Raw genomic sequence first — 24,222 nt, forward strand, 5'->3', positions numbered from 1 at the left:
TGGACGTGACTGACCAGACGAGTGAACTTGATCCCCCCGTGACCAAGGGTGAGGAATGGCGCACATTCTTCATTCTCGCCGTCCTTCTGGCACCGGCGCTCGCAGTGGCGATCGTGGGCAGTTACGGGTTCATCATCTGGATGTCCCAACTGCTCCTCGGCCCGCCCAGCCACTGAGCCCGCCGATGAGCGCGCCCCTTGACCAGCCACGGATGGACCGCCGCGCTTTTCTGCGCTGGGGCCGGCCCGTGCCTGTCCCGCCGGCGATCCGGCCGCCCTGGACGGACGCAGCAACGATGGCGGCTTGCACGGCATGCGGGGACTGCCTGTCGGCCTGTCCCGAGGCGATCCTTGTCGCGGATGCGGATGGCAAGCCGCGCGTCGATGTGGCGGACGGGGAATGCACTTTCTGCGGTGACTGCGCGGAGGCCTGCGGGGAACCCGTCTTTGAACCGGAGCGGACACCGCCCTGGCCCGTTGTGGCCAGCCTGTCCGCCGACTGCCTGCTGGCGTCGGGCATCGAGTGCCGCATCTGCACGGACATGTGCGACCCGCGCGCGCTGCGTTTCGACCTGTCGGTCCGGCCGATGGGGGCGATCCGGCTCGACACGGATGCCTGCACCGGATGCGGCGCCTGCGTGGCGCCCTGTCCGGCCGACGCGATCGCACTCGCCGACCCGAGGCTGGAGGAGGCCGCATGACCAAGCCCGTTCACATATCCAGCCTGCTCATCACCGTCCGTCCCGACCGTCTGGCTGATGTCTGTGCCGCCATCGATGCGGAGGAGATTGCCGAGGTTGCCCTGCAGGACCCGCAGGGCAAGATCGTCGTGACGCTGGAGACGGACAGCGAAGGACAGATCATGGATGCGCTCGACCGCATCCAAGTTTTGCCGGGCGTCGCGAATGCGTCGCTCGTGTTTCACCAGATTGACGACGCGCCGGATACCGAACTCGCGTCCATGACAGGAGCCTGACCATGACCAAAGTGACACGACGCACTGTAATCAAGGCGCAAGCTGTCGCGGCGGCGGCAGCGGCAGCCGGACTGGCCGCCCCGGCGGCTGCCCAGAACCTCGTGACCGACGCGACCCTGACCGACCTGAAATGGTCGAAGGCCGCCTGCCGTTTCTGCGGCACAGGCTGTTCGATCATGGTCGCAACCAAGGCGGGCCGCGTGGTGGCTACCCACGGCGACGCCAAGGCCGAGGTCAATCGCGGGCTCAATTGCATCAAGGGCTATTTCCTGTCGAAGATCATGTACGGGCAGGACCGCCTGACCCAACCGCTTCTGCGCAAGAGCGGCGGCAGCTTCGACAAGGAAGGCGATTTCGAACCGGTCAGCTGGGACGAGGCCTTCGACATCATGGCCGAGAAATGGAAGGCCACGCTGAAGGAGAAGGGCCCCGAAGCGATCGGCATGTTCGGCTCAGGCCAGTGGACGGTCTGGGAAGGCTATGCCGCCGCCAAACTGATGAAGGCGGGCTTCCGGTCCAACAATATCGACCCGAACGCGCGCCACTGCATGGCGTCGGCGGTGGCGGGGTTCATGCGCACCTTCGGCATCGACGAGCCGATGGGCTGCTATGACGATTTCGAAAATGCGGACGCGTTCGTGCTCTGGGGGTCCAACATGTCGGAGATGCATCCGATCCTCTGGACCCGCATCGCCGACCGCCGGTTCAGCCATCCGCATGTGAAAGTGGCGGTCCTGTCGACCTTCGAGCATCGCAGCTTCGATCTGGCCGACATTCCGATGGTCTTCACACCGCATACCGATCTGGTGATCCTGAACTACATCGCCAACTACCTGATCGAAAATGACGCGGTGAACTATGATTTCGTCTCGAAACATGTGAATTTCAAACGCGGCAACACCGATATCGGATACGGGCTGCGGCCCGAAAATCCGCTGGAGGCCGCGGCGGCCAATGCCGACAAGGCCGGCGGCGCGGAGCCGATGAGCTTCGAGGAATTCGCCGAATTCGTGAAACCCTACACGCTGGAAAAAGCGGCCGAGATGTCGGGCGTGCCGGCCAACCGGCTGGAGGAACTGGCCAAGCTCTATGCCGATCCCGACATCAAGGTCATGTCGACCTGGACCATGGGCGTGAACCAGCACACGCGCGGCGTCTGGGTCAACAACATGATCTACAACATCCATCTGCTGACCGGGAAGATCGCGACGCCGGGCAACTCGCCCTTCTCGCTCACCGGTCAGCCGTCCGCCTGCGGCACGGCGCGCGAGGTGGGGACCTTCTCGCACCGGCTGCCGGCCGACATGGTGGTCAACAATCCCGAGCACCGCGCCCATGCCGAAGAGATCTGGAAGCTGCCAGAGGGCACGATCCCCGAGAAGGTCGGCGCCCATGCGGTCCTGCAGAACCGGCTTCTGAAGGACGGCAAGATCAACTGCTACTGGGTGCAGGTGAACAACAATATGCAGGCCGCGCCCAACATGATGGAGGAAGGGCTGCCGGGGTACCGCAACCCCGACAATTTCATCGTGGTCTCGGACGCCTATCCGACCGTGACCGCGCAAGCGGCCGACCTGATCCTGCCGACCGCCATGTGGGTGGAGAAGGAGGGCGCCTACGGTAATGCCGAGCGGCGCACGCAGTTCTGGCACCAGATGGTGGACGCGCCGGGCGAGAGCCGCTCGGACCTCTGGCAGCTTGTCGAGTTCTCCAAACGGTTCACGGTGGAGGATGTCTGGCCGCAGGAGCTGATCGACAAGGCGCCGGAGATGGCGGGCAAGACGCTCTACGACATCCTTTTCGCCAATGGCGAGGTCGACCAGTTCGGGCTTGATGAAACGGCGGAGGATTACGCAAATGCCGAGGCCGACGCGTTCGGCTTCTACATCCAGAAGGGCCTGTTCGAGGAATATGCCCGCTTCGGCCGCGGCCACGGCCACGATCTGGCTCCGTTCGACACCTATCACGAGGTGCGCGGATTGCGCTGGCCCGTCGTGGACGGGCAGGAAACCCGCTGGCGGTTCAAGGAAGGGTCCGACCCTTATGTGACGCCGGGGTCAGACTATGAGTTCTACGGCCACAAGGATGGCAAGGCCGTGATCTTCGCGCTGCCCTACGAGCCGCCCGCGGAAAGCCCGGACGAGGAATATCCTTTCTGGCTCTCGACCGGGCGGGTGCTGGAGCACTGGCATTCCGGCTCGATGACCCAGCGAGTTCCGGAACTCTACAAGGCCGTTCCGGACGCGCTTTGCTACATGCATCCCGACGATGCGCGCGAGGCCGGATTGCGGCGCGGAAGCCAGGTCCGGGTCAAGTCGCGGCGCGGAGAGATCATCACCCGCGTCGAGACACGCGGCCGCAACAAGCCGCCGCGCGGGCTCGTCTTCGTTCCCTGGTTCGATGCCAGCCAGCTCATCAACAAGGTGACGCTGGATGCCACCGATCCGATCTCCAAACAGACCGACTTCAAGAAATGTGCGGTCAAGATCGAAGCGGTATGAGGTTCACGATGACACAGACAGCACGCATCCCGACACTCGCCGCCCTGATCGTGGCGCTTGCGGCGCCGGTTCTGGCCCAGCAATCGGTCGCCACCCTGCGCGGCCCGGCGGATCTGGCCGAAAACGGCCCGGCCCAGCCGATCCCGGCGGTGGTCAATTCCGATATCAGGCAGGTCCGGAACTATCCCGAACAGCCGCCGCTCATTCCGCACAAGATCGACGGCTACCAGATCACGTCGGACTATAACCAGTGCCTGACTTGCCACAGCCGCACGGCGATCGAGGTCAGCCAGGCGCCGATGGTCTCGATCACCCATTTCATGGACCGGGAGGGGCAGTTCCTGGCCTCCATCTCGCCGCGGCGGTTCTTCTGCACCCAGTGCCATGTGCCGCAGTCCGACGCCCGCCCGCTGGTGGAAAACGAGTTTGTCGATGTGGACACGGTGCTTGATTACGTGACCTCGCACGGGGGGAGTGATTGATGATCCGGTTTCTCAAACGGACCTGGGCCATCATCAAGCGGCCCAGTGTGCATCTGTCGCTGGGGTTCCTGTCGCTCGGCGGTTTCGTGATGGGGCTGCTCTTCTGGGGGGCCTTCAACACGGCGCTGGAACTGACCAACACGGAAACCTTCTGCACCGGCTGCCACGAGATGCGGGACAATGTGTTCGTCGAGTTGCAAGCGACGATCCACTACACCAACCGCTCGGGCGTGCGGGCCACCTGCCCGGACTGCCATGTGCCGCATAACTGGACCTCGAAGATCGCCCGCAAGATGGCGGCGTCCAAGGAAGTCTGGGGCAAGATTTTCGGGACCATCAACACGCGAGAGAAGTTCGAGGAAAAACGCCTCGAACTGGCACAGCATGAATGGGCGCGGTTCGAGGCCAATGACTCGCTGGAATGCCGCAACTGCCATTCGGCGGATTCGATGGACATCACCCGGCAGAGCAAGCGCGCCGCAGAGGCGCATGAGCGGTTTCTCTTCACCGGAGAGAATACCTGCATCGACTGTCACAAGGGCATCGCGCATACGCTGCCGGACATCGGACAGGCCATGCTCCACAAGAGCAGCGACCCGAATGTGACCGAGTTGCAAACCTTCCTGCGCACCGACTGAGCCGCGCAGCAAGGGCAAAAAAGAAGGGGCCGGAACGCGGCCCCTTTTTCATTGGATCGGTTCGGTGGCGCTAGTTGCCGAGCGCCTTGCTGAGCCGCGCCGAACTGCACAGGCAGCGCTGGGAATATTCGATCTTCCGGCGCTCGTTCATGCCGTAGCCGACCGCCGATCCGCAATCCTCTCGTGCCGCGCCGGCCATCTGGAAGGCCGGCCCGTTGCCGCCTGAAGCCGCGAGTTGCGCATAGGTGTTGCGTGCTGTCGTCGCGCGGCGGATCAGGTCCTCCTGCAGGGCCTCGCCAAGGCTCGCCTGCGTGATGTTGATCTGCCGGAAATTGCGGCAGGCGGCAAGGATATCGTCGAGCGTGACGGTCACACGGCGGTTGAGCCGCTCGGGACCGGTGACGGCGACCAGCAATTCGGTCTCCCCCTTGCTCTGGATCCCGTCGATCCGCGACACGGGCACACCGGCGGCTGTCAGGGCCCGCGCGGTATTCTCCGCACGGCGCCGTGCCAGATCGAAATTGTAGCCGGTGGTGCCAACCGCGTCGGTATAGCCCACGACGAGCGTGCCATAGAGCGGGTTTTCCCCGAGCTTCGCGGCAATCCGCTCCACCTCGGCCAGGGCTTCGGCATCGAGCCTGTCACTGTCGAAATCGAAGTTGATCGTGCCCAGATCATCGGCCCGGACGGGAACGGCACTGATCAGGAAAAGCAACATCAACCGGAAAATCACGGTCATTCTACTTCCTCCGCATGGACGCGTAAGTGAAAACGTGATGCAATATGAACATACTAACTGGAATTGAAGGCAAGACAAGCAAGAGCGCTGCGCTGCCATCGACATGGGGCCGCATGGTTGGGCAGGGGCAACAGACCATCTGAAAGGGGGTCGTCGTGAAAGCTGTAGCGTCACGATTGCTGGCCGCGGCACTATTCTGTTCCGCACCGGGCGCATATGCGCTGAGCCTCGAAGAGGCTATTCTTTATGTCATTGAAACCAATCCTCAAATTCAGGCAGCTGAAGCCAACAAACAGGCGATCGAGTTCGAGCTCGACCAGGCGCGCGGGCTCTACCTGCCGCGGGTGACGCTCGAAGGGCGAGCCGGGCCAAACTACAATGACGGCACGACCACACCAGCGCTCACATCATCTGACAGCGTGCTCTACGGATACGAGGCGCGCGCCACGATCTCGCAGACGATCTGGGACGGGAACGAGATCAATTCGGAGGTCGACCGTCAGGGCTACCGGATCGATGCCGCCGCCCTGCGCGTGCTGGAGCGGACCGAATTTCTCGCGCTGGAGGCCGCACGCCACTATTCCGACATTCTGCGGAACCGGCAGCTGATCGGACTGGCGGAGGAGAATCTCGATTATCACCGCCGGACGCTGGAGCAGATCCGCTCGGGCTATGAAAGCGGTGTGCTGGGGATCGGGGACCTGCAACAGGCAGAAGAACGGCTCTTTCTGGCCGAGGATACGCTGACCCGCTTCACGCTCAGCCTTGCCGACAGCAACATTCTCTTCCTTGAAGTGGTCGGTGTGGAACCGTCGGGCCTGCAGTCGCTGCCGGACCTGAGTGCGGTCATTCCGACCAACCTCGACGCGGCCCTTGCCGCCGCGCGGCAGTTCAACCCGACCCTGCGTTTTTCCAAGGCGGATGTGGGCGCGGCGGAGGCCGTGTACCGCAAGACCCGTTCGAACCTCTATCCCGATGTGCTCTTGGAGCTTGAGGGCCGAATGGGCGAGAACCTTGATGGTTATGAGGGGCTGGAGCGCAAGGCCAAGGCCGAGCTTGTCATCCGCTACACGTTCCAGGGTGGGATCGAGAAGGCCGACCGTCAGGAACAGTTGCGCCGCGTGAGCGAGAGCCGCGCCGACATGCTGAGCCAGGCCCGGCTGGTCGAGCGCGAGGTGCGGACAACCTGGGCACGCCTGCAAAGCGAACGCCGCCGCATTCCCATCCTTGAACGCCAGTCCGCCTCGTCCGAGGAATTGCTTGTTTCCTACGAGAAGGAATTCGAGGTCGGCACACGCTCGCTTCTGGACATTCTCAACACGCAGAACTCGCTCTTCCAGAGCAAGGTGAACCTCGTCTCCGCCCGCACGGTGGAACAGTTCGGCGAGTACCGGCTTCTGGCCGCGATCGGCCGGCTTGTCTCGACGCTCAACATCCAGCCGCCCAAGGATGCGCGGCCCTATGCGATCCAGAACACGACCGCGCCGCCGGTCAATTCGGTCGAGGATGCCCATCGCAGCGATCCGTGGACGATCACCTCTCCGATGTTCGGGAACAGCGTCGGCCTGCAATGATGCGGACCGAGGGCAGGGAGCCAGACCATATCCGCACCGCATGAATCCGACAGTCCGGTCAAGAAATCGACCGAAAAGACCCCCGCTGCCCCGCGCCTGATCCTCGGGCGGGGCGCAGCCGCGGCGGCAGGCGGTGAAGGGCAGGCACGGCCTGCGCGCCCCGCGGGGCCGGACTGGCAGTTCGATCGCACGGGCGCCGATCCGCTAGCCGATTGTCTGCTGGCGGCCCTGCACCGGCTGGGCATCGATCTTGGCCCCTCCACGCTCACCGCGGGCCTGCCCCTGCCTCGGGACGGACGCCTGACGCCGCCGCTCGCGGTCGAGGCTCTGGAGCGCCACCAGATCCGGGCGCGGCTGGTCCGGCGGCCGCTGTCCGGCCTGCCCGATGCGGTCCTGCCGGCGGTGCTGTTCCTGAAGGGCCGGGACGCCTGCCTGTTGCTGGGGCGGGAGTCAGACGGGCGCCTGCGGATCCTGCGGCCGCAGGTCAACGATTCCGAGGAACGGATCGACGCGGCAGCCCTTGCCGAGCAGTATCACGGGGCGGCGCTCCTGCTGCGCCCCGAACCCACGGCTGCCACGGACGCTCCGGGACAACGCCGCGCCGCGCCGCGCCACTGGTTCTGGAGCGCCGTCGGACGCTACTGGCCGGCCTATCTGCAGGTTGCGCTTGCTGCGGCACTGGTCAATGTGCTGGCGCTCGCGACGCCCATATTCACGATGAATGTCTATGACCGGGTCTTTCCCAATGCGGCGCTCATCACGCTCTGGTCGCTTGTGGCCGGGGTCGGGCTCGTGTTCCTGTTCGACGCGATCCTGAAGGCGATCCGTGCGAGCGTGGTCGATGCGGTGGGGCGCAAGGTCGACCTGCGCGTCTCTTCCGACATTTTCGCCCATATCGCCGATCTGAGGCTCGAAGCGAACACGATGCCCTCGGGATCCCTGATGAACACGCTGAAGGATTTCGAGCAGGTCCGTGATTTCTTTTCCAGCCAGACAGTGGCGACGCTGACCGATCTGGCTTTCGCGATCCTCTTCATCGGGGTCATCGCCTATCTGGGCGGGCCGCTGGCCTGGCCACCGACAATCGCGCTTGGCGTCGTGCTGGTGGTCGGGCTTGTCACGCTCTTTCCGCTGCGCCGCGCGGCCAATGACTCGCGCCTGACGACGGGCGTGAAGAATGCGGTCGCGGTCGAGGCGATCTCGGACCTCGAAACGCTCAAAGCCGTTGCGGGGCAGGGCCGGATGCAGGCCCGCTGGGAGCAGCATGTTGCCGATGCGGCCGCCGCGCAGGAACGCACGCGCCGCTGGGCCAACCTGTCCACGACGATTTCTGGGACCGCGCAACAGGCGGCCTCGGTCGGGATCGTGGTGATCGGTGTCTACCTCGCGCTCGAGGGCCGGATCACGATGGGCGCGGTCATTGCCGCGATGATCCTGTCGGGCCGCGCGCTGGCGCCGACCGCGGCCCTGTCCGGTCTGTTCGTGCGCGGCAGTTTCGCGCTCTCCACGCTGCGCAGCCTCAATCAGGTGATGAACCTGCCCTCCGACAGCCGCGGGCAGGAAGGCGGGCTCAATGCGGCGCTCTCCACCGGCGCCATCGCGGTGGAAGATGTGGGCCTCGACTATCCCGCCGCTCAGGTTCCGGCGCTGAAGGAGGTGAGCCTCGAGGTCGCGCCGGGCGACCGGGTCGGGCTGATCGGCGCGGTCGGGGCCGGCAAGACCTCGCTCGTGCGCCTTATGGCCGGGCTCTACCACCCGACCGACGGTGCGGTGCTGCTCGACGGGATCAACATGCGCCAGTTGCCGGCTGCGGCGCTGCGCGATGCGGTGCAACTGGTGCCGCAGGAGCCGGTGCTCTTCTCCGGCACGCTGGCGGAAAATATCGCATTCGGGCGGGCAGGGGCGCGGGACGAGGACATCCTGCGCGCGGCGCGCGCCGCCGGGGTCGACCGGATCGCGGCCCAGCACCCGCAAGGCTTTGCCATGCCGATCACCGAGCGCGGGCGCAACCTGTCGGGCGGCCAGCGTCAGATGGTGGCATTGGCGCGTGCGCTTCTGGTGGAACCGCGTGTGCTCATTCTCGACGAGCCGACCAGTTCGATGGACAGCCAGAATGAGAAGCTTTTCATCGCGAGGCTGAAACAGGTGATCGAACGGCGGCCGATGACACTTGTCATCTCGACCCACAGGATGGGGCTTCTCGATCTTGTCGACCGGCTGGTGCTGCTCGATCGCGGACAGGTCCGCGCGAACGGATCGAAGGCCGATGTGTTGGCCGCGCTGGAGCGCCGCGCGAAAGGCGGCGACCGATGAGCCGCACGGATTGGGACCTGCGCGATTTTGCCCATGGCAGCCGCGCGTCGGAACTGGGGGGAATATCCACCCGGATGACGCTATTCCTGTTCCTGCTTTGCGCCATGGTGGCCGCGGGCCTCTGGTGGGCCAGCGTCGCGGTGATCGAGGAGGTGTCCCGCGCCGAGGGCCGTGTGATCCCGTCGGGCAAGGCGCAGGGGATCGAGAGCCTTGAAGGCGGGATCGTCTCCGAAATCCTTGTCCGGGACGGGCAGGAAGTGGCGGCGGGCGACAGTCTGCTCAGGATCGACACGACGGGGGCCGGCGCAAATCTGGGCGAGTTGAATGCGCAGCGCAACGCGTTGCTGGCCCGTGCCGCACGGCTGGAGGCAGAAGCCGAAAGCCTGTCGCGCCCGGCCTTCGAGCGCGCGGGCCTCGTGCCCACGGCGCCGATCGTGATGCGCGAACAGGCGCTTTTCGACAGCCGGCTGGCGGCCATCGACAGCCAGCGCGCGGTGATCGCGGCGCAGATCGACCAGCGCGAGCAGGAAATCACCGAACTCGACCGGTCGATCATCCGGGTGGGCGAAAGCCTTGTCCTGATCGAGGAAGAGATTGCTCTGCGCACGTCGAGCGGTGTCGTGCCGCGCGCACAGATCATTCCGCTGGAACGGGACCGCACGGCCAAACGGCAGGAGCAGGACGGGCTGGAGAGCCAGCGCGACCAGGCGCGTGGCGCACTGCGCGAGGCGCGCGCGCGGCTGGCGGAGCTGGAGCTCAACTGGCGGCAGGAGGTCAGCAGCGAACGGGCCGATACGCTCAACGAGCTGAGCGTTGTCGAAGAGGCGATCAAGCGGGCCGATGACGTGGTTCGCCGCGCCGACTTGCGTGCGCCGGTCGCCGGGTTCATCGCCGATCTGGCCGTCAACACGGTCGGTTCGGTCATCGCGCCCGGGGAGGAGATCATGCGGATCGTGCCCTTGGGCGAGACCTTGGAGGTGGAGGCCCGTGTCCGGCCCGAGGATATCGCCTTCGTGCGGCCGGGGCTCGAGGCCAGCATCAAGCTGACCGCCTTCGATTTCACCATTTACGGGTCGCTGCCGGGGCGGGTTGTGCAGGTGGCGGTCGACAGCCGCACTGACGAGCAGTCGGGCGAAACCTATTTTCCGGTCATCGTGGAAACGGATGAAACCCAGTTGACCCATGAGGGCCAGACCCACGAGATCCGGCCCGGCATGGTCGCGTCGGTCGATGTGCTGACGGGGCAGCGCACGGTGCTCGACTATCTTCTGAAGCCTTTCCGCAAGGCCCGGCTCGAAGCGCTCCGCGAGCGCTGAGCGGCGCCGGGCCCCGCGTCTGGTCCCGACCTAGCCCATCTGTGCGCTCGGGGTGGAGGCCGAGAGGGCCATTTCCTCTTCCGTCATCAGGTCCGGCATACCCTCGAAGAGCGGCGTGGTCAGATAACGCTCGCCCGTATCGGGCAACATGCACAGGATCGTGGTGCCGGGCGCCGCGTTTTGCGCCAGTTCCATCCCGATGGCGAATGTCGAGCCGCCGGATATGCCGGTGAAGATCCCTTCCTCGGCCGCGAGGCGCTTGGCCCATGCAATCCCGTCCGGCCCCGGGACCGGGCGCAATTCGTCCACGAACCCTTCGTCGAGTGCCTCCTGCAGCACGAGCGGGATGAAATTCGGCGTCCATCCCTGGATGGGATGCGGCTCGAAAGCGCCATGCTTTTCCGCAGGTTCCCCGCTGTCGAGTCGCTTCTGCGCCTCGCCGCTCCCGACAAGCTGCGCGTTGGCCGGTTCCGAAAGGATGATCTTCAGATCCGGCCGTTCCTTGCGCATGACCCGGCCCACGCCCGTCAGCGTGCCGCCGGTGCCGTAGCCGGTGACGAAATAGTCGAGCCGCTGATCCTTGAAATCACCAAGGATTTCCTGCGCCGTCGTGCTTTCGTGGATGTCGGCATTGGCCTCGGTCTCGAACTGGTGGGCGACGAACCAGCCGTTTGCTTCGGCCAGTTCGCGGGTCTTCTGCAACATGCCGGTGGCTGACAGCTCTTTCGGCGTGATGATGACCTTGGCGCCCAGCATCCGCATCAGGTGGCGCCGTTCGACCGAGAAACTCTCGGCCATCACGATCACCAGCGGGTAGCCTTTCTGCGCGCACACCATGGCCAGCCCGATGCCGGTATTGCCGCTCGTCGCCTCGATGACGGTCTGGCCGGGTTTCAGCGTGCCGTTGCGCTCCGCCGCTTCGATAATGTTCACCGCCAAACGGTCCTTGACCGATCCGGCCGGGTTGAACGCCTCGAATTTCACGAACATCTCTACCCCGTCGGGCGCGAGGTTGTTCACGCGTATCGTCGGTGTGTTGCCGATCGTGTCGAGAATTGATCCGTAAATCTGGCCGCGACCCGTGGTCCGGCGCTGTCCATTGTCAGCCATCTGGCCTCTCCCTCGTTGGTTGTCCGGACGTGCGTCCGGTTCATGCGGTGGAGAGGCCGCAGATCAGATCACGGCCGTCTCCTGTGCGCCGGCGGCATTCTCGAACAGAACGGTGACGTCAGCAGGGAACCCGCCGCCGCCCAGATTGAGGTTGGCCGCGACCGAAGTGGACCCGCCGACGGTGACGCTCAGGTCGCCGGTCGTATCGTCAAAATCGGCGCGATCGTTGATCCCTTCGGTCCCGGTCAGTTGCAGGAAACCGGACAGGTCGACGATCTCACCCACCTCATAATCGCTGATGATGTCCGTCACGTCGAGTGTCGGGCCGAGGTCGAACCGGTCGGTGCCCAAACCGCCCTCCAGCCGGTCGGCGCCGAGCCCTCCGATCAGCACATCATTGCCATCCGATCCGATCAGCCAGTCATTGCCCGACCCGCCATCGACAGTCACACCGGTCGAGGACCCTGTCAGGTCGACGAAATCGTCGCCGCCGAGCAGGGCGAACTCCTCGATCTCCGCATAGTCGCGCGTGCCCGCGGCATAGACCACGGCCTCGTCCGCGCCGCTGCCGAACGCCTTGTCGCGCACGCCGGCCGAACCGGTCGCATCATCGAGCAGGTCATAGGTTCCGCCCAGCGGATCGGTGAAGGTCGTGCCCGTCGAGGTCAGGAAGATCGCATTGCCGATATCGAGATCGGCGGTGGTCGAGGTGCTCGCTTGCGGGCTGCCATTGTCGAGCACGTCATAGGTCAGCGTGACAGGGCCGGTGAAGCCGTTGGCCGCCGTGAATTCCACCTGCAAGCCATTGACCGTCGCGGTCACGTCCGGATCGCTGGCCACGATGTTGGCGATGCCTGCAAGCCCGTCCGGGTCGCTCGCATTGGCCAGGAAATCGGCCACCGGAATCGAGAAGAGCGCGCCTTCGCCGGTCAGCGAGACCGGGCCGCTCACCACAGGCTGGTCGTTGACCGAGACGCTGATCGCGGTGCCACCATCCGTTCCGTGGTTCGTGGTCACCGTGACCGTTCCGTCGATCGTGCCCGCAAATGTGCCGGGCGCGAGCAGCGAAAGGGCTGCGACCAGCGCTGCGAAATCGGCCGGCGAGGTCGCGCCGCGGGTCAGGGTCAACTGGTTGCGCGCGCCGTTGAGCGTGCCCGCCGATGGCGTGATTCCGGCCGCGAGCGGAGCGGTGAAGTCGATCACCACCTCCTCGAGCCATTCCGACGGCGTGGCCTGACTGTCCGTGACCATCGCATCGATGCCCAGATCGATGGTGATCGGGCCGCCGGTCTGGACCGTGTCGGCAGGTGTGACCGTGACCGACAGGTCCAACTCCCCGTCAATTTCCAGTGCGAAGCTGTTATTGGCGCTGCCGCCTTCGTTGCTGGTCACCTCCACCGTGCCGGTAATCGGCGTGCCGTTGGTGGCGAAATCAGCGGGGAAGATGATCTCTAGCGCGTCGAAATCCGTCTGGCTGCCGGTGAAGGTCAGCACGCCGCCGGTGATGGTCACCGGTGCGCCGGCGGGGGTAAAACTGGTGCCGGCGGGCACGCCCGACAGCGTGTAGGTGACGCTTTTGATCACTTCCGACCCGTCAGCATCCGTGACCGTTGCCGAGATATCCGCAGACGGGCTGTAGCTCAGCGCCGCATCGGTTTCCGTCAACGTGACCGGATCGGTCGGCGTGACGCTGTCGACATCGCCCTCCGCGTTGATCGCGATGGTGAAATTCTCGGTCTCGTCGCCGCCCTCGTTGGTGGTCACGTTGAGCGACCCGGTAAGGGTGGGCGCGCCGGCTGTTGAGTAATCGGCCGGGAATTCCAGCGCGAATGCGGCGAACTCGGCCTCGCTGCCGGTGAAGGTCAGCGTGCCGCCTGTGAAATCGACCGTGCCGCCGCCCGATGCGTCCCATCCCATGTTCGCGGGCAGGCCGGACAGGGTGTAGGTCACCTGGTCGACTACCTCGGACCCGTCCACATCCGTGACCGTGATCGCAAAATTGGGCGCGGGCGTGTAGCTGACGACCGCGTCGGTCTCATCCAGCACGATATCAGGATCGGTGATATCGAGGATCAGGTCCGGCGCCGGTGTGATCGACAGATCGAGGTCGACGGGCGTCGAGGTCTCTGTGTCCGTGAAGAGCGGGCTTGTGTCGGTGGTGATCGCCGTGACCTCGAACGTCACGTCATTGCCAAAATCGCCCGGCGGCACGAATTCCACCGTGCCCGCCGGTTCCCAGGCATTGGGCGACATGCCCGGTGTGCTCGTCTGCTGGACATTCGCGCCGTCGATGATCGCAACGCCGCCAGAGATCGGGATGGAGACGCCGCCCACCGTCAGCGTGCCGCCATCCGGCAGGCCGGTGATCTGGAAGGCGATGGTCTCGTGCGGATCGGGCGTCGTGCCCGACAGGGTGAGCACATAGGGCGCGGGTTGGTCCTCCACCCCGGTCGTCGGGGCGATGGAGGCGGTCACGGTCGGCACGTCTGCGTCCGGTCGCACGCGGAAATCGAACATGGTCGATCCCTGATTCGTGTCCGAATTGGCGCGCTCCAGCGTGTTGATGGTCAGCATGAGCGGGATGGAATCGACGCCGTTCAGTTCGGTGATCAGCGGATCGGGCGTGCGCGCATGCGGGTCGCGCAGCACCAGTTGCACCCGCGACCAGGCATCTTGCGAAATCGTCCAACTGCCATCGCCATTGTCGACGATCCCCGTCCGCACGCCGGTCGTGGATGTGACCGTCAGATAGTCCGGCACGCCCGAGAGCACGTAGGTGACGACCTCCGACCCGTCCATGTCCGGACTGTCGGCGTTCAGCACGCTCGACAGGGTGAACGGCACGTCCTCGATTGCCGTGATGACCGGTTTGGCGCCTGTCGTGTCGACGAAGGGCTGGCCGGTCTCGGGGTCGATGATCCCGTCGAGATAGTTGAAGAAGGGCACATCCGCGACCGGAATGACATAGATCGTCTCGGTCGCCGTGTTGCTCTTGGTCGACCCGTCAATATCCTCCGATGTGGCGGTGACGGTGAAGGTCAGGTCGCCGCTGAAATGGAGCGGCGGGCGGAATGTGGCCCCTTCGGCCTGAGCCTGTGTCAGCGTGTAGGTGACGGTCGTGCCATCATCGGATGTCGGCGGGATCTGCGCGCCGCCTCCGTCGAGCAGGATCGAGCCGCTCGGGATCGTCACAATGATATCGCCGACGAGGCGCTCGCCGGGATCGATACCGGCGATTGTCACGAATCCAGTTGTGTCCGTGTCCTCGATGAAATCGATGCTGTTGTCTATGGTCACGCTCGGCCCGTCGACCACAGGATTGATGATCAACTGGAACGACCCGGTGCCCTGCGTACTGGTTCCGCAGGTGAAATTGTCCAGAACCGTCTGGTATTCCAGAGAGTTCAGATTGTCATAAGGATCGTCGGGGCCGAATGTTTCGCTGGGATCGAACGGGTTGACCGGACTTGACTGGTGTTCCGGCGGTGTGAAGATGATGCTGCCCGCCGTCATGGTGGGGTCGGTCGGATCGACGCCGAGCTTCTCGAAATCGATGACATAGGTGCCGGTGACCGGGTCGAAAATCACCGCGCCTGGCGGGTTGGAAGACAGGCTGGAGCCCGGCGGCAGTTCGATGCCGAGCCCGAAATCGCCGAGCACGCCGTTGGGCAGGTTCCACAGATCTTCAATCCCGCTCCAGAAGGGCGGGTTCGGGGTGATCTTGAACTGCAGGCTGATGTCGGTGTCTTCGTCACCGCTGCCGACCAGTTCGATTACCGGAAGCGGCAGTTCCTGATCCGGCGTACAGCCGCCTCCGCCGCCATCAAGGCCCGGTGCGACGACGATGGTGAAGTCGAGCTGCGCCGTCGCCCCGCCCTTCAGGGCGTCGATATTGTCGATCGCATCCTGTGTGGAGCCGCCGCCAAGGGTTGGCAGGGTTTCGTCATCCTCTATGACGATCGCATAGAGCGTCAGGTCGTAATAGGTCACCTCATTGCCAACATCTTCAGGCACGAAGATGATGTTGTCGAGCTGGTTGGCTGTGACCAGCACTGATGTTCCCGTCTGGTCCACCGGCGTGACACCGGCGAATGAGATGCCGCCAGGCGTGCCATCCTTGCCGACCAGCCCGTCGATCAGGAAGTAGAGCGTTTCCGACCCGTCGAAACTGTCCGGCCCGCCGAAGGTGATCTCTGTCATCCGGCCGGAGAGCAGGGTGGCGTCGCGCAGGTTGGCCGGTTCGTTGTTCTGGATGAACTGGCCTGTATCGATGATGATGTCGCGGAACACTTTTTCAAGCTTGAACGGATTGTCGTCGAACCCGCCATAGCCGTAGACGCGGTCCGCGTTCGACGGATCGCCGGCAAGGAACACATCGTCGATATCGGCCTTGTCGATCCCGCCCGGATTATTGTCCGGATCCGGATCCTGCCCGTCGACAATGGGTGTGTCGGCCACGCCCTTCACGTTGAGCGTGATCGTGCCCTGACCAAGTTTGAACTCCGTCGGGTCATTTTGCTCGTAATATTCAAGGATTACGTTGAACGTAACGGTCTCGTTGCTGTCCTGTCCCGGCTTGACGTAGAGCCGCGACAATTCTCCAGCCGCCAGATCCCGTTCCAGGATTCCGTTCACGACGCGGACTTCGACAAAATCGTTCGGGTCGCCGTTGCCGACCTGGTCGATCCAGAATGTCGGTTCGCGTCCGAAACTGTCCGGCGTGATATTGGAAATGATCACGCCGTCGCGGATCAGCTCAGGCGAGCCGGGCGAGTTGGTCGAATTGTCGATGATGTTCCCGTCAATATCGACCTTGATGAACTCGTCTTCGCAGTCGTTGATTGTCTCGGACGGGTCGCCACCATCGGCGCTCGGCTTGATCACGAAACTTGTGGGCAGTTGTGTGACTCGTGTCTTGCCGCCATCGGCCTCCACCGTAACAACTTCAATCAGCACATCGATCGAGCCGGAATAATGTAGCGGCACGCCCCGGAATTCGGCGTCGAGCCATTCATCATTTTCCAGACTCCAGCTGTTAAAGCCCGGGGGAGTGTTCACATCCGTCAGGAGCGCGGGGATTTTGGGGCCGGTCGGATTGTCTGGATCGGTGATGTAGACCGTCAGCGTGTCCGGCACCTCGCGCAGGACGATCGATTTGACGGTTTCCGAACCATCCGTATCTGGCAACACAGGGATGATCGGGATCTGGAAAATGCCTCCCGCATTGTCGACATTCTCTTCCGTGTCCATGAAGGTCGCGGGGATCGTCGCGAAATTGTTGATCGGATCGACATCCACGTCGAAGGTCAGCCCGGCCGCAGCGGTGACCGTCTGAGCGGTGTTGGTGTCCGAGACGTTGGCCGTGACCGTCAGATCGTTGCCGAAGAATGTCCCGACCGGCGTGAACGGATCGCCGGCCGCGCGGTCGACATCGAAATCCTCATAGGGTGTCGGCGTCAGCTTGAGCGCGGCGCTGAAGCTCGTCGTGCCGGGCACGAAGCTGATCGTCAGCGTGCCGGTGCCGCTGTCATAGGTGGCGCTGTCGATCTTCGCCAGTTCCGTCGGATCAATGGCCGACAGCCCGTCCGCGGTGAACAGGCTCGCCGGATCAAGCTGGGTGCCGTTGAGGGCGATCCAGTCGGTCGGAATATTCTCGATCGTCACGTCTGTCAGTTGCTCCGACCCGTCAAGGTCGGGAGTGGCCGCATCGAAGCCGACGAACACTTCCGTCGCGCCCGGTCCGGATCCGTCGAGCGTGCTTTCCACCAGCGTCAGGATTTCCGCTACTGTCAGGTTCTGGTTGCGCGCGACGCCGGAAATGCTGTCCGGATCACCATCGGTGAAATCGGTATTCGTCACGAAAACCGCACTGTCGAGTTCGGCCTCGGCGATCGGGCGGATCGTGATCGTGGTGGTGAAATCCTGGGTCTGGCGGTTGTCGGTCAGATCGGCTTCGGCATCGCCGGTCTGGGTCTCGAACCAGCTTGCCGTGCCCTCTACCGTCGTCACGCCGCTGAAATGTTGCGGGAAGCGCACTTGCAGCAGTTTCACCTCGTCGGAGAAATCCTGAAAGCTCGCGCCCGGAGCAGGGGTGATGTCATAGGAAATCGAATTGCCGCTCGTGCCGGTCTGGGTGATGACGACGGCCGAAGCCCCGCCATTGACCCGCAGCAGAAACTGCGCCGGATCGGTGATGTCGTAATTGGTGCTCGCCGTCGCCACCGTGAAGGTGAGCGAGATCTTCTCGAACAGTTCCGACCCGTCCGTGTCCTGCAACGCGATATCGTCGATCCCGATAGGGCGGACGCGGTTGCCGTTGACATTCTCGTTGCCGGATTTGTTGGAGGTGGAGAGCGTCAGGTCATCGACCACCGCATCGACATCCACATCCGTGCCATCCGTGGCCGTGGCCGTGTCGCTCGGCAGGCCGGCCGCCATGTCGACGGATGTGACGGTGGCCACCATGTCCGCGCCCACGATCGTCTCCACGTCGCGGTCATCGTCGGGCAGCGGCACCATGCGCAGCCCGCCGTCGAAATCGGTGACGCCCGCGTTGAGCGTGATGGTCAGTGTCGTGCCGGACTGGACCGCCGATGCCACATCGCCGCCGCCGCTCTCGAATTGCGAGAGGTCGACATTGCCGCTGCCGTCAACGGTCAACCATCCGGCCGGCACGTTCTCGATCACGATCTGGGTCAGCTGTTCGGAGCCGTCCTGATCGGGTGTGAAGGCATCGATCAGCAGCAGGAAGCTTGTGTCTTCCTTGACCGAGAAATTGTCGGTCGCCACTTCCGTGACACCGGGATCGCCCGGATCAACACTCAGGTCGATCGTGGGTTCGGCCACCGGCGTGACATTGATCAGGAAGGTCTCCGACTGACCGGCGGGATTGCCCTCGTCGGTCGTGACGGTCACGGTCGCCGTGATGATGCCGGAAAAATGGGTCGGGAAGCTTGCAATCGTCAGGCCTTGCAGCCCCGCCAGATCGCCGGTCCAGGTCGCGGTCGGGCCGGTCAGGACCGTCCCGTCGGTGAAACTCGTCTGGCCGGTGGGCAGGTTCTCGAACAGGACGGAAATTCCGGTGATATTCTCCGACCCGTCAATGTCCGTGACCTGCGCGTCGAGGTTGAGCGGAATGTCCACGCCCAGATCTTCGATCACCGTGATGTCGGCGGCGGTGATCTCTACATCCAGTTCGGAATTGACCGTGACCGTGAAGCCGACCGTCTCGATCCCGTCCGTCGGGCCGCTGTCGACCTCGCCCGCGAGCAGCGCCTCGTTGGTGGCGATGGTCACGGTGCCGCTTATCGTGCTGCCGGGATTGTCCGTGGAGAAGTCGTCGGGGAATCGGACGATGAAGCCCGCAAACTCGGTCCCCGACAGGGCCAGCCCGTCATAGGTGCCGCCGGTCACGGTGGTGAAGGTCGCGCCATTGTCGAGCGAAATCCGGGTTCCGTCCGGCAAACCGGTCAGCGTCACATCCACCGCCGCGATCACTTCCGATCCGTCGGCATCCGTGGCGCTCGCGGCGACCGCATCGGTGAGCAGGAACTGCAGCGGCGCCTGGCTGGTGCTGTCCTCGTCCGTGTCGCCCGGTGCGTCATTCTCAGTGAGCACGATATCTGTGGCCGTCACGCTCAGGTCGCCTTCGGCTCCGATGGTGATCTCCGCGGTGCCGCGCACCGTCCCGTCATCGGGCCGGTCGGTGGCCGGGTCCTGATCCTCGTCCGTGTCGGCCAGGAAATCGAGCCGGATCGGCAGGCTCGACCCGGTGTCGAGGTCGGACCGGCTCTGGGTGGAAAAGTCAGCGGGCAGGGTGATCCCGAGCCCCTGATAGGCCGCGGACACATCGCCCACGGTCGCCGCATCGAGCGTCAGCGTCATCCGCACACTGCCATTGGTGCCGGCGGCAAAGACCGGCGTGACGCCGGCGGGCAGGCCGGTCAGTCCGGTCGCGTCAAAGCCTTGCGGCAGACCGTCGACGATCAGAATGATCCGGTCGAGGCTCTCCGACCCGTCCGCATCGGTCGGGTTGGCCGACAGATAGTCGGCGGGTGCGATGGAGATCGGCGCATCGGTCTCGGTCAGCGCCGCAGGCGTGCCGGTGACAAGTTCCGCATCACCTTCGGCCGTGATGATCACCTCCACGGGTGTGAAACTGTCGGTGCCTTCGTTCGAGATGGCGGAAATGGTGCCTGTGATCGGCACCGGCGGGCTGACGGTGGAAAAGTCGGTGGGGAAGGTCAGGGTGAGCGCCTGATACTCCGCCGGCGTACCGGTGAAGCTGAAGGCCCCGCCGGTGGCCGCATTGTAGGTGACGGTGCCGCCGCTCGTGCCGACCGTGACGCCGGGCGGAAGCGGAGAGAGGTCGAGCGTGATCGATTGCAGCACTTCCGACCCGTCCGCGTCGGAGACCGAGACCTGAAACGCATCCGACGGGGTGAGCGTCACGGGCGCGTCCGTCTCCGCCCCTGTCAGCGGGGCGATGGTGAAGTCGATATCCTCATCCGCATCGACGAGAATGTCGAAATTGTCCATCACCATGCCTTCGGGCGAGGTGACGGTCACTTTCGCCGGGATCGTGCCGGTGAAATCGCCCGGCACCTTCAACGCGAGTGCGTTGGCTTCTGCCAGCGTGCCGGTCCAGACGCTGCCTGACAGCGTGCCGACATTGACGCTGGAGCCGGCCGGCAGGTTGGTGAACTCCACTTCGACGGTCGCGCTGTCCTCCGACCCGTCGACGTCGGTGACGCCCGCGTCGATCATCAGGTCGATGGTCGCCCCCGATCCGTCCGGCCCGTCCTGATCCTCGGTGCCAAACACGTCCTGAACAGTCAGTTCGATATCATGTGTGGCTGCGATATTGACGGTGAAATCGCCGCTCGCCGTGCCACCCTCATCGGTGTAGCCGATGACCGTGCCGCTCAGGTCGAAGGGGAAATTCTCGGTCGAGAAATCGCCGGGCACGCGCACGATCAGCTGCGCATATTCCGCCGGTGTCCCGATCCAGCCGAGGCTGCCATTGAGCGGCGCGAAGGTTGCGCCGCCATCCTCTGACACCTCGGCGCCGGGTGGCAGCTGGTCGATGATGACCAGCACCTGCACCACGCTCTCCGACCCGTCCTGATCGGTGGCGACCGGCATGAGCGCGTCCATCGGGCGGAAGGTGAGCGGCGCATCGGTTTCCACAAGATCGATGACACCCGGCCCCTGCACGTCTGCATCACCCTCGAAATCGATGGTAAAGGGGATCTGTCCGCTGACCGGACCGCCCTGATTGGTCGTGACCGAGAGCGTCGCTTCCAGTGTCTGCTGCGGGTTCTCGGTCGAATAGTCGGTCGGGAAGATGAGCCGCACATCGCGCGGATCGGGATCGGTCCCGCCGGCGGTGAAATTGAAGGTGAAGGTGCCGCCGACGATGGAGCCGACCGGATTGCCGGCGCCATCTACCGCCTGTGTGCCCGGCGGCAGGCCGGGCAGGGTGAAGGTCAGGTTGGTGATGACCTCGTCGGGGTCGTCGATCACGACGGAGATGAAATTGGACAGGAGCACTTCGACCGGCGCGTCCGTCTCCTGGGTGACGACAATGCCGGAAATGTCGATATCGGGGGTCGGCGTGATCAGGATCTGCTGGTTGGTATGTTTCTCGCCCTCGGGCGTGGTCACGCTGATGAGCGCCGGGATGCTTCCCGAATAGTTGGGTGGCACGGTCAGGGTCAGGGCTTCCGCCTCTGCCACCGTCCCGGTCCAGACCATGCCCGTCAACTTGCCTCCGTTGACCGAGGAGCCGGCCGGCAGGTCTGTGAATGTCACGGTCACGACCGCATTGAAAAAGGGCTCGGGCCCGGCTTCGGCTTCCGATCCGTCCGCATCGGTGATCGCGATATCGATGCCCAGATCGACGGTCACGGGCTCCTCGGTCGGGCCGCCATTATCCTCTTTGGCCTCTACCAGCGCCGGTGCGGAAAGCTCGATATCCTCCTCGAAAGCGATATCGACAGTGCGGGTCTGGGTCGCGGTGCCATCGACAGCCGTGTCGCTTGTCGGGTCCTGATCCTCATCCGTCTGCACGTCAAGCGTGAACTGGAGCGGCTTGGTGAAGCCCGTATCCAGATCCGACCGGTTGGCGGTCGAGAAATCGGCGGGCAGGGTGATCGTAATGCCATTGTAGAGCGCAAGCACATCACCATCGGCGCTGGTGATCGTAATTGTCAGCGTCGCTGATCCGTCGGTTTCCAAGTTGAAGGCGATGTTGCTCAGCGGAATGCCTGAGACGCCAGACGGATCCGACATGGTGGGTGGTTCAGGCGTAAAGCTCCCGTCGCCGGGCAGACCGGTGATCGTCAGCACCAGTTCGGCGAGCGATTCCGATCCGTCCACATCCGTGACAACCGGCACCAGCACATCGGCCGGCCGCAGGTCGATCGGCGCGTCGGTTTCCTGAATCGGCGCGAGCACAGGCGCATCGATCCGCACGTCGCCTTCGGGCGTGATCCGCAATGTGACCGGAACCGGACCGTTGCTGCCCTCGTTCGACGTGGCGGACAGTTGCCCCGAGATCACGCCGGGCGTCGGGTTCGGGCTTTCGGTCGAGAAGTCGGGCGGGAAGGAGAGTTGCAGCGCCTGATACTCGGCCTCGGTCCCTGTGAAGCTGAAACTGCCGCCCGCGGCCGGATCATAGCTGTAGGTGCCGGCGGCCACCCCGTTGACGAGCACGCCGGGCGGAAGACCGTCGAGTGTGAGCGTGATGCTGGTCAGGACCTCCCGCGGGAGGGCCGGATCGAAATCGGAGATCGAGACCTGCCATTCGGAGGCAGGCGTGACCGTGACATAGGCGTCTGTCTCAGCCGCCACGATCTCGGCGACGGTGAAGTCGATATCCTGCACCGGGTTGATCGTGATGGTCTGGGATTCGGTCGCCTGCCCCTCGGGCGTGGTGACGGTGATCGCCGCCTGCACGACACCGGAAAAATCGCCCGGGAAGAGCACGGTCAGCGCGTTGGCTTCCGCAACCGTGCCGGTCCAGATGCCAGTGGACGGATCATAGGTGCCGCCGTTGAACAGAGGCGTCGGCGGGATCGTGTCGAACCGGATCTCTACGGTGGCATTGTCCTCCGACCCGTCGGCATCGTCGATGGTGATCGACAGCATCAGGTCGACGGTCACGCCGGCGCCGTCCACCCCGTCGCCATCCTCGTCCGCGACCTTGTCGGCGGGCGGGTCGATATCGATGTCGGGCGTGGCCGAAATCTCCACCGTAAAGGGCCGGGTGACAAAGCCGTTCTCGTTGGTGCGGGCCAGAATGGAGCCGGTGATCGTGGTGGCCGGGTTCTCGGTCGAGAAATCGGCGGGCAGGATGAATTCCAATGCCGAATAATCCGCCAGCGTGCCGGTGAAGGTGTAATCGCCCGACACGGGCTGCGGACCGCTGCCATCATCGACAAGCGTGCCCGCGGGCAGGCCGCGGATACGGAAGATGATCTCGGTCAGGACCTCCGATCCGTCAATGTCGGTGGGCGTCGGCAGCAGGTGATCGACCGGTTTGAAGGGGATCGGCGCATCGGTTTCGGCCTCGGACACGATCCCGTCGCCGGTGATCGCCACATCGCCCTCGAAATTGACCCGCACGGGGAAGTCGAGCACCGGCCCGGGCCCGAAGTTGGAGGTGGCCGTGATCTGGCCCATCAGGTCGCCGGGGGTGAAGTCGATCCGGCTGACGGTGGAGAAGTCGGTCGGGAAGGTGACGGTCAGCGCCTCGAAGGCGGCCGGGCTGCCGGTGAACTGGAAGGTCAGCGTGCCGTTGCCCGCGTCGGTCAGCGTGCCGGCGCTCGACGTGGTGCCGAAGGGCAGACCCTCGACCTTCAGGCTGATCGTCTCGATCACCTCACCCTGATCGGCATTGCCGGGTGTCACGGTGAAGAAAGCGGATACATCCCAGACCAGATCGGCATCGGTTTCCCGCAGGATGACGTCGCCATCGAGCGTGATCCCGACATCGGGCAGGCCGAGCCCGCCGGCGAATTCGTTCTCTTCCTCTTTCTTGGGGAAGATCAGTTCGGTCGGCGGCAGGAGCGGGTTGATCGGCAGGCCGAAAAGCGGGTCGAGATCGCGCACGATGAGCTGCGGACCGGAGCCGGCGGGAGACACTGAGCCTTCGGAGAGGAAATCCGCGAGGTCGGGCATGTCGCCCTCACGCGGGGTGTCGTAATCCTCCATCGGAACGGCATTGGCGCGCAGGACGTCGACAGGGATCACTGCAGCGCCCAGCTGGACGCCGAACTCCAGCAGCATCCCGTCAAGCAGAACGAGGAATTGGCCGTTGGCAAGTTCCAGCACAAGGTCGCCACCGCTCGACCAGACGGCAAGGATCTCGGTGCCCGACGGCAGGGCCACCCTGTCGAAGCCGGCCGGATCGGCAAGAACGATTCCGTCCACACGGGCGCCGCTCTTGGCCTCTGCCAGCAATGTATCGAAACGGTCGGCAAGGGCGGTGTCAGTCAGCCCGAGCGTCGTCTGCACGATCGTGTCAGCCACGGCAAATCTCCGAAAGTCCCACCAGGTCACAACCTTTACG

12 protein-coding genes are annotated in these 24,222 nt (G+C 64.3%); 9 read left to right on the top strand and 3 right to left on the bottom strand.

The features are described from left to right. The first annotated feature begins 5 nt into the window (after positions 1-5). The 6 genes from napE to GSH16_RS14525 are packed head-to-tail and all read left to right on the top strand — an operon-like array spanning position 6 to position 4,596. Positions 6-176 carry a periplasmic nitrate reductase, NapE protein gene (napE, locus tag GSH16_RS14500; RefSeq protein ID WP_328803247.1) on the top strand — a complete coding sequence of 57 codons (171 nt, stop codon included), beginning with the start codon at positions 6-8 and terminating at the stop codon, positions 174-176. Positions 177-184: 8 nt separating this feature from the next. Beyond that, positions 185-700 carry a ferredoxin-type protein NapF gene (gene napF / locus GSH16_RS14505; RefSeq protein WP_235913247.1) on the top strand — a complete coding sequence of 172 codons (516 nt, stop codon included), beginning with the start codon at positions 185-187 and terminating at the stop codon, positions 698-700. Continuing rightward, the gene (locus GSH16_RS14510) at positions 697-975 is read left to right on the top strand and encodes a chaperone NapD (RefSeq protein ID WP_160856329.1); all 279 of its coding nucleotides are present in this window, start codon (positions 697-699) and stop codon (positions 973-975) included. Before napF ends, GSH16_RS14510 begins: the two co-directional genes overlap by 4 nt. Positions 976-977: 2 nt before the next feature. Beyond that, the gene (gene napA / locus GSH16_RS14515) at positions 978-3,476 is read left to right on the top strand and encodes a nitrate reductase catalytic subunit NapA (RefSeq protein WP_160856330.1); all 2,499 of its coding nucleotides are present in this window, start codon (positions 978-980) and stop codon (positions 3,474-3,476) included. An 8-nt stretch (positions 3,477-3,484) separates the two neighbouring features. Then, complete coding sequence (locus GSH16_RS14520) at positions 3,485-3,958, top strand: nitrate reductase cytochrome c-type subunit (RefSeq protein ID WP_160856331.1); 474 nt, start codon at positions 3,485-3,487, stop codon at positions 3,956-3,958. Further along, positions 3,958-4,596 (top strand): NapC/NirT family cytochrome c, encoded by a 639-nt coding sequence (locus GSH16_RS14525; RefSeq protein WP_160856332.1) that lies wholly within the window; start codon positions 3,958-3,960, stop codon positions 4,594-4,596. Before GSH16_RS14520 ends, GSH16_RS14525 begins: the two co-directional genes overlap by 1 nt. Positions 4,597-4,666: 70 nt before the next feature. On the opposite strand, the gene GSH16_RS14530 is transcribed toward GSH16_RS14525, so the two are convergent. Continuing rightward, complete coding sequence (locus GSH16_RS14530) at positions 4,667-5,335, bottom strand: OmpA family protein (RefSeq protein WP_205524127.1); 669 nt, start codon at positions 5,333-5,335, stop codon at positions 4,667-4,669. A gap of 155 nt (positions 5,336-5,490) precedes the next feature. On the opposite strand from GSH16_RS14530, the gene GSH16_RS14535 reads away from it, so the two are divergent. From GSH16_RS14535 to GSH16_RS14545, 3 genes are all read left to right on the top strand, one after another. Further along, positions 5,491-6,909, top strand: a complete 1,419-nt coding sequence (locus tag GSH16_RS14535; protein ID WP_160856333.1) for a TolC family outer membrane protein — start codon at positions 5,491-5,493, stop codon at positions 6,907-6,909. Between the two features lie 99 nt (positions 6,910-7,008). Then, complete coding sequence (locus tag GSH16_RS14540) at positions 7,009-9,222, top strand: type I secretion system permease/ATPase (protein ID WP_328803249.1); 2,214 nt, start codon at positions 7,009-7,011, stop codon at positions 9,220-9,222. Beyond that, complete coding sequence (locus tag GSH16_RS14545; protein ID WP_160856334.1) at positions 9,219-10,538, top strand: HlyD family type I secretion periplasmic adaptor subunit; 1,320 nt, start codon at positions 9,219-9,221, stop codon at positions 10,536-10,538. The genes GSH16_RS14540 and GSH16_RS14545 overlap by 4 nt, the downstream gene beginning before the upstream one ends. A gap of 30 nt (positions 10,539-10,568) precedes the next feature. On the opposite strand, the gene GSH16_RS14550 is transcribed toward GSH16_RS14545, so the two are convergent. Further along, complete coding sequence (locus GSH16_RS14550) at positions 10,569-11,648, bottom strand: PLP-dependent cysteine synthase family protein (RefSeq protein WP_160856335.1); 1,080 nt, start codon at positions 11,646-11,648, stop codon at positions 10,569-10,571. Positions 11,649-11,711: 63 nt separating this feature from the next. Next, entirely contained in the window at positions 11,712-24,182 is a 12,471-nt protein-coding gene (locus GSH16_RS15945) for an Ig-like domain-containing protein (protein WP_160856336.1), read from the bottom strand. Positions 24,183-24,222 lie beyond the last annotated feature (40 nt).

Source organism: Oceanomicrobium pacificus (assembly GCF_009833495.1).
In the GTDB taxonomy this organism is placed as follows: Bacteria; Pseudomonadota; Alphaproteobacteria; order Rhodobacterales; family Rhodobacteraceae; genus Oceanomicrobium; species Oceanomicrobium pacificus.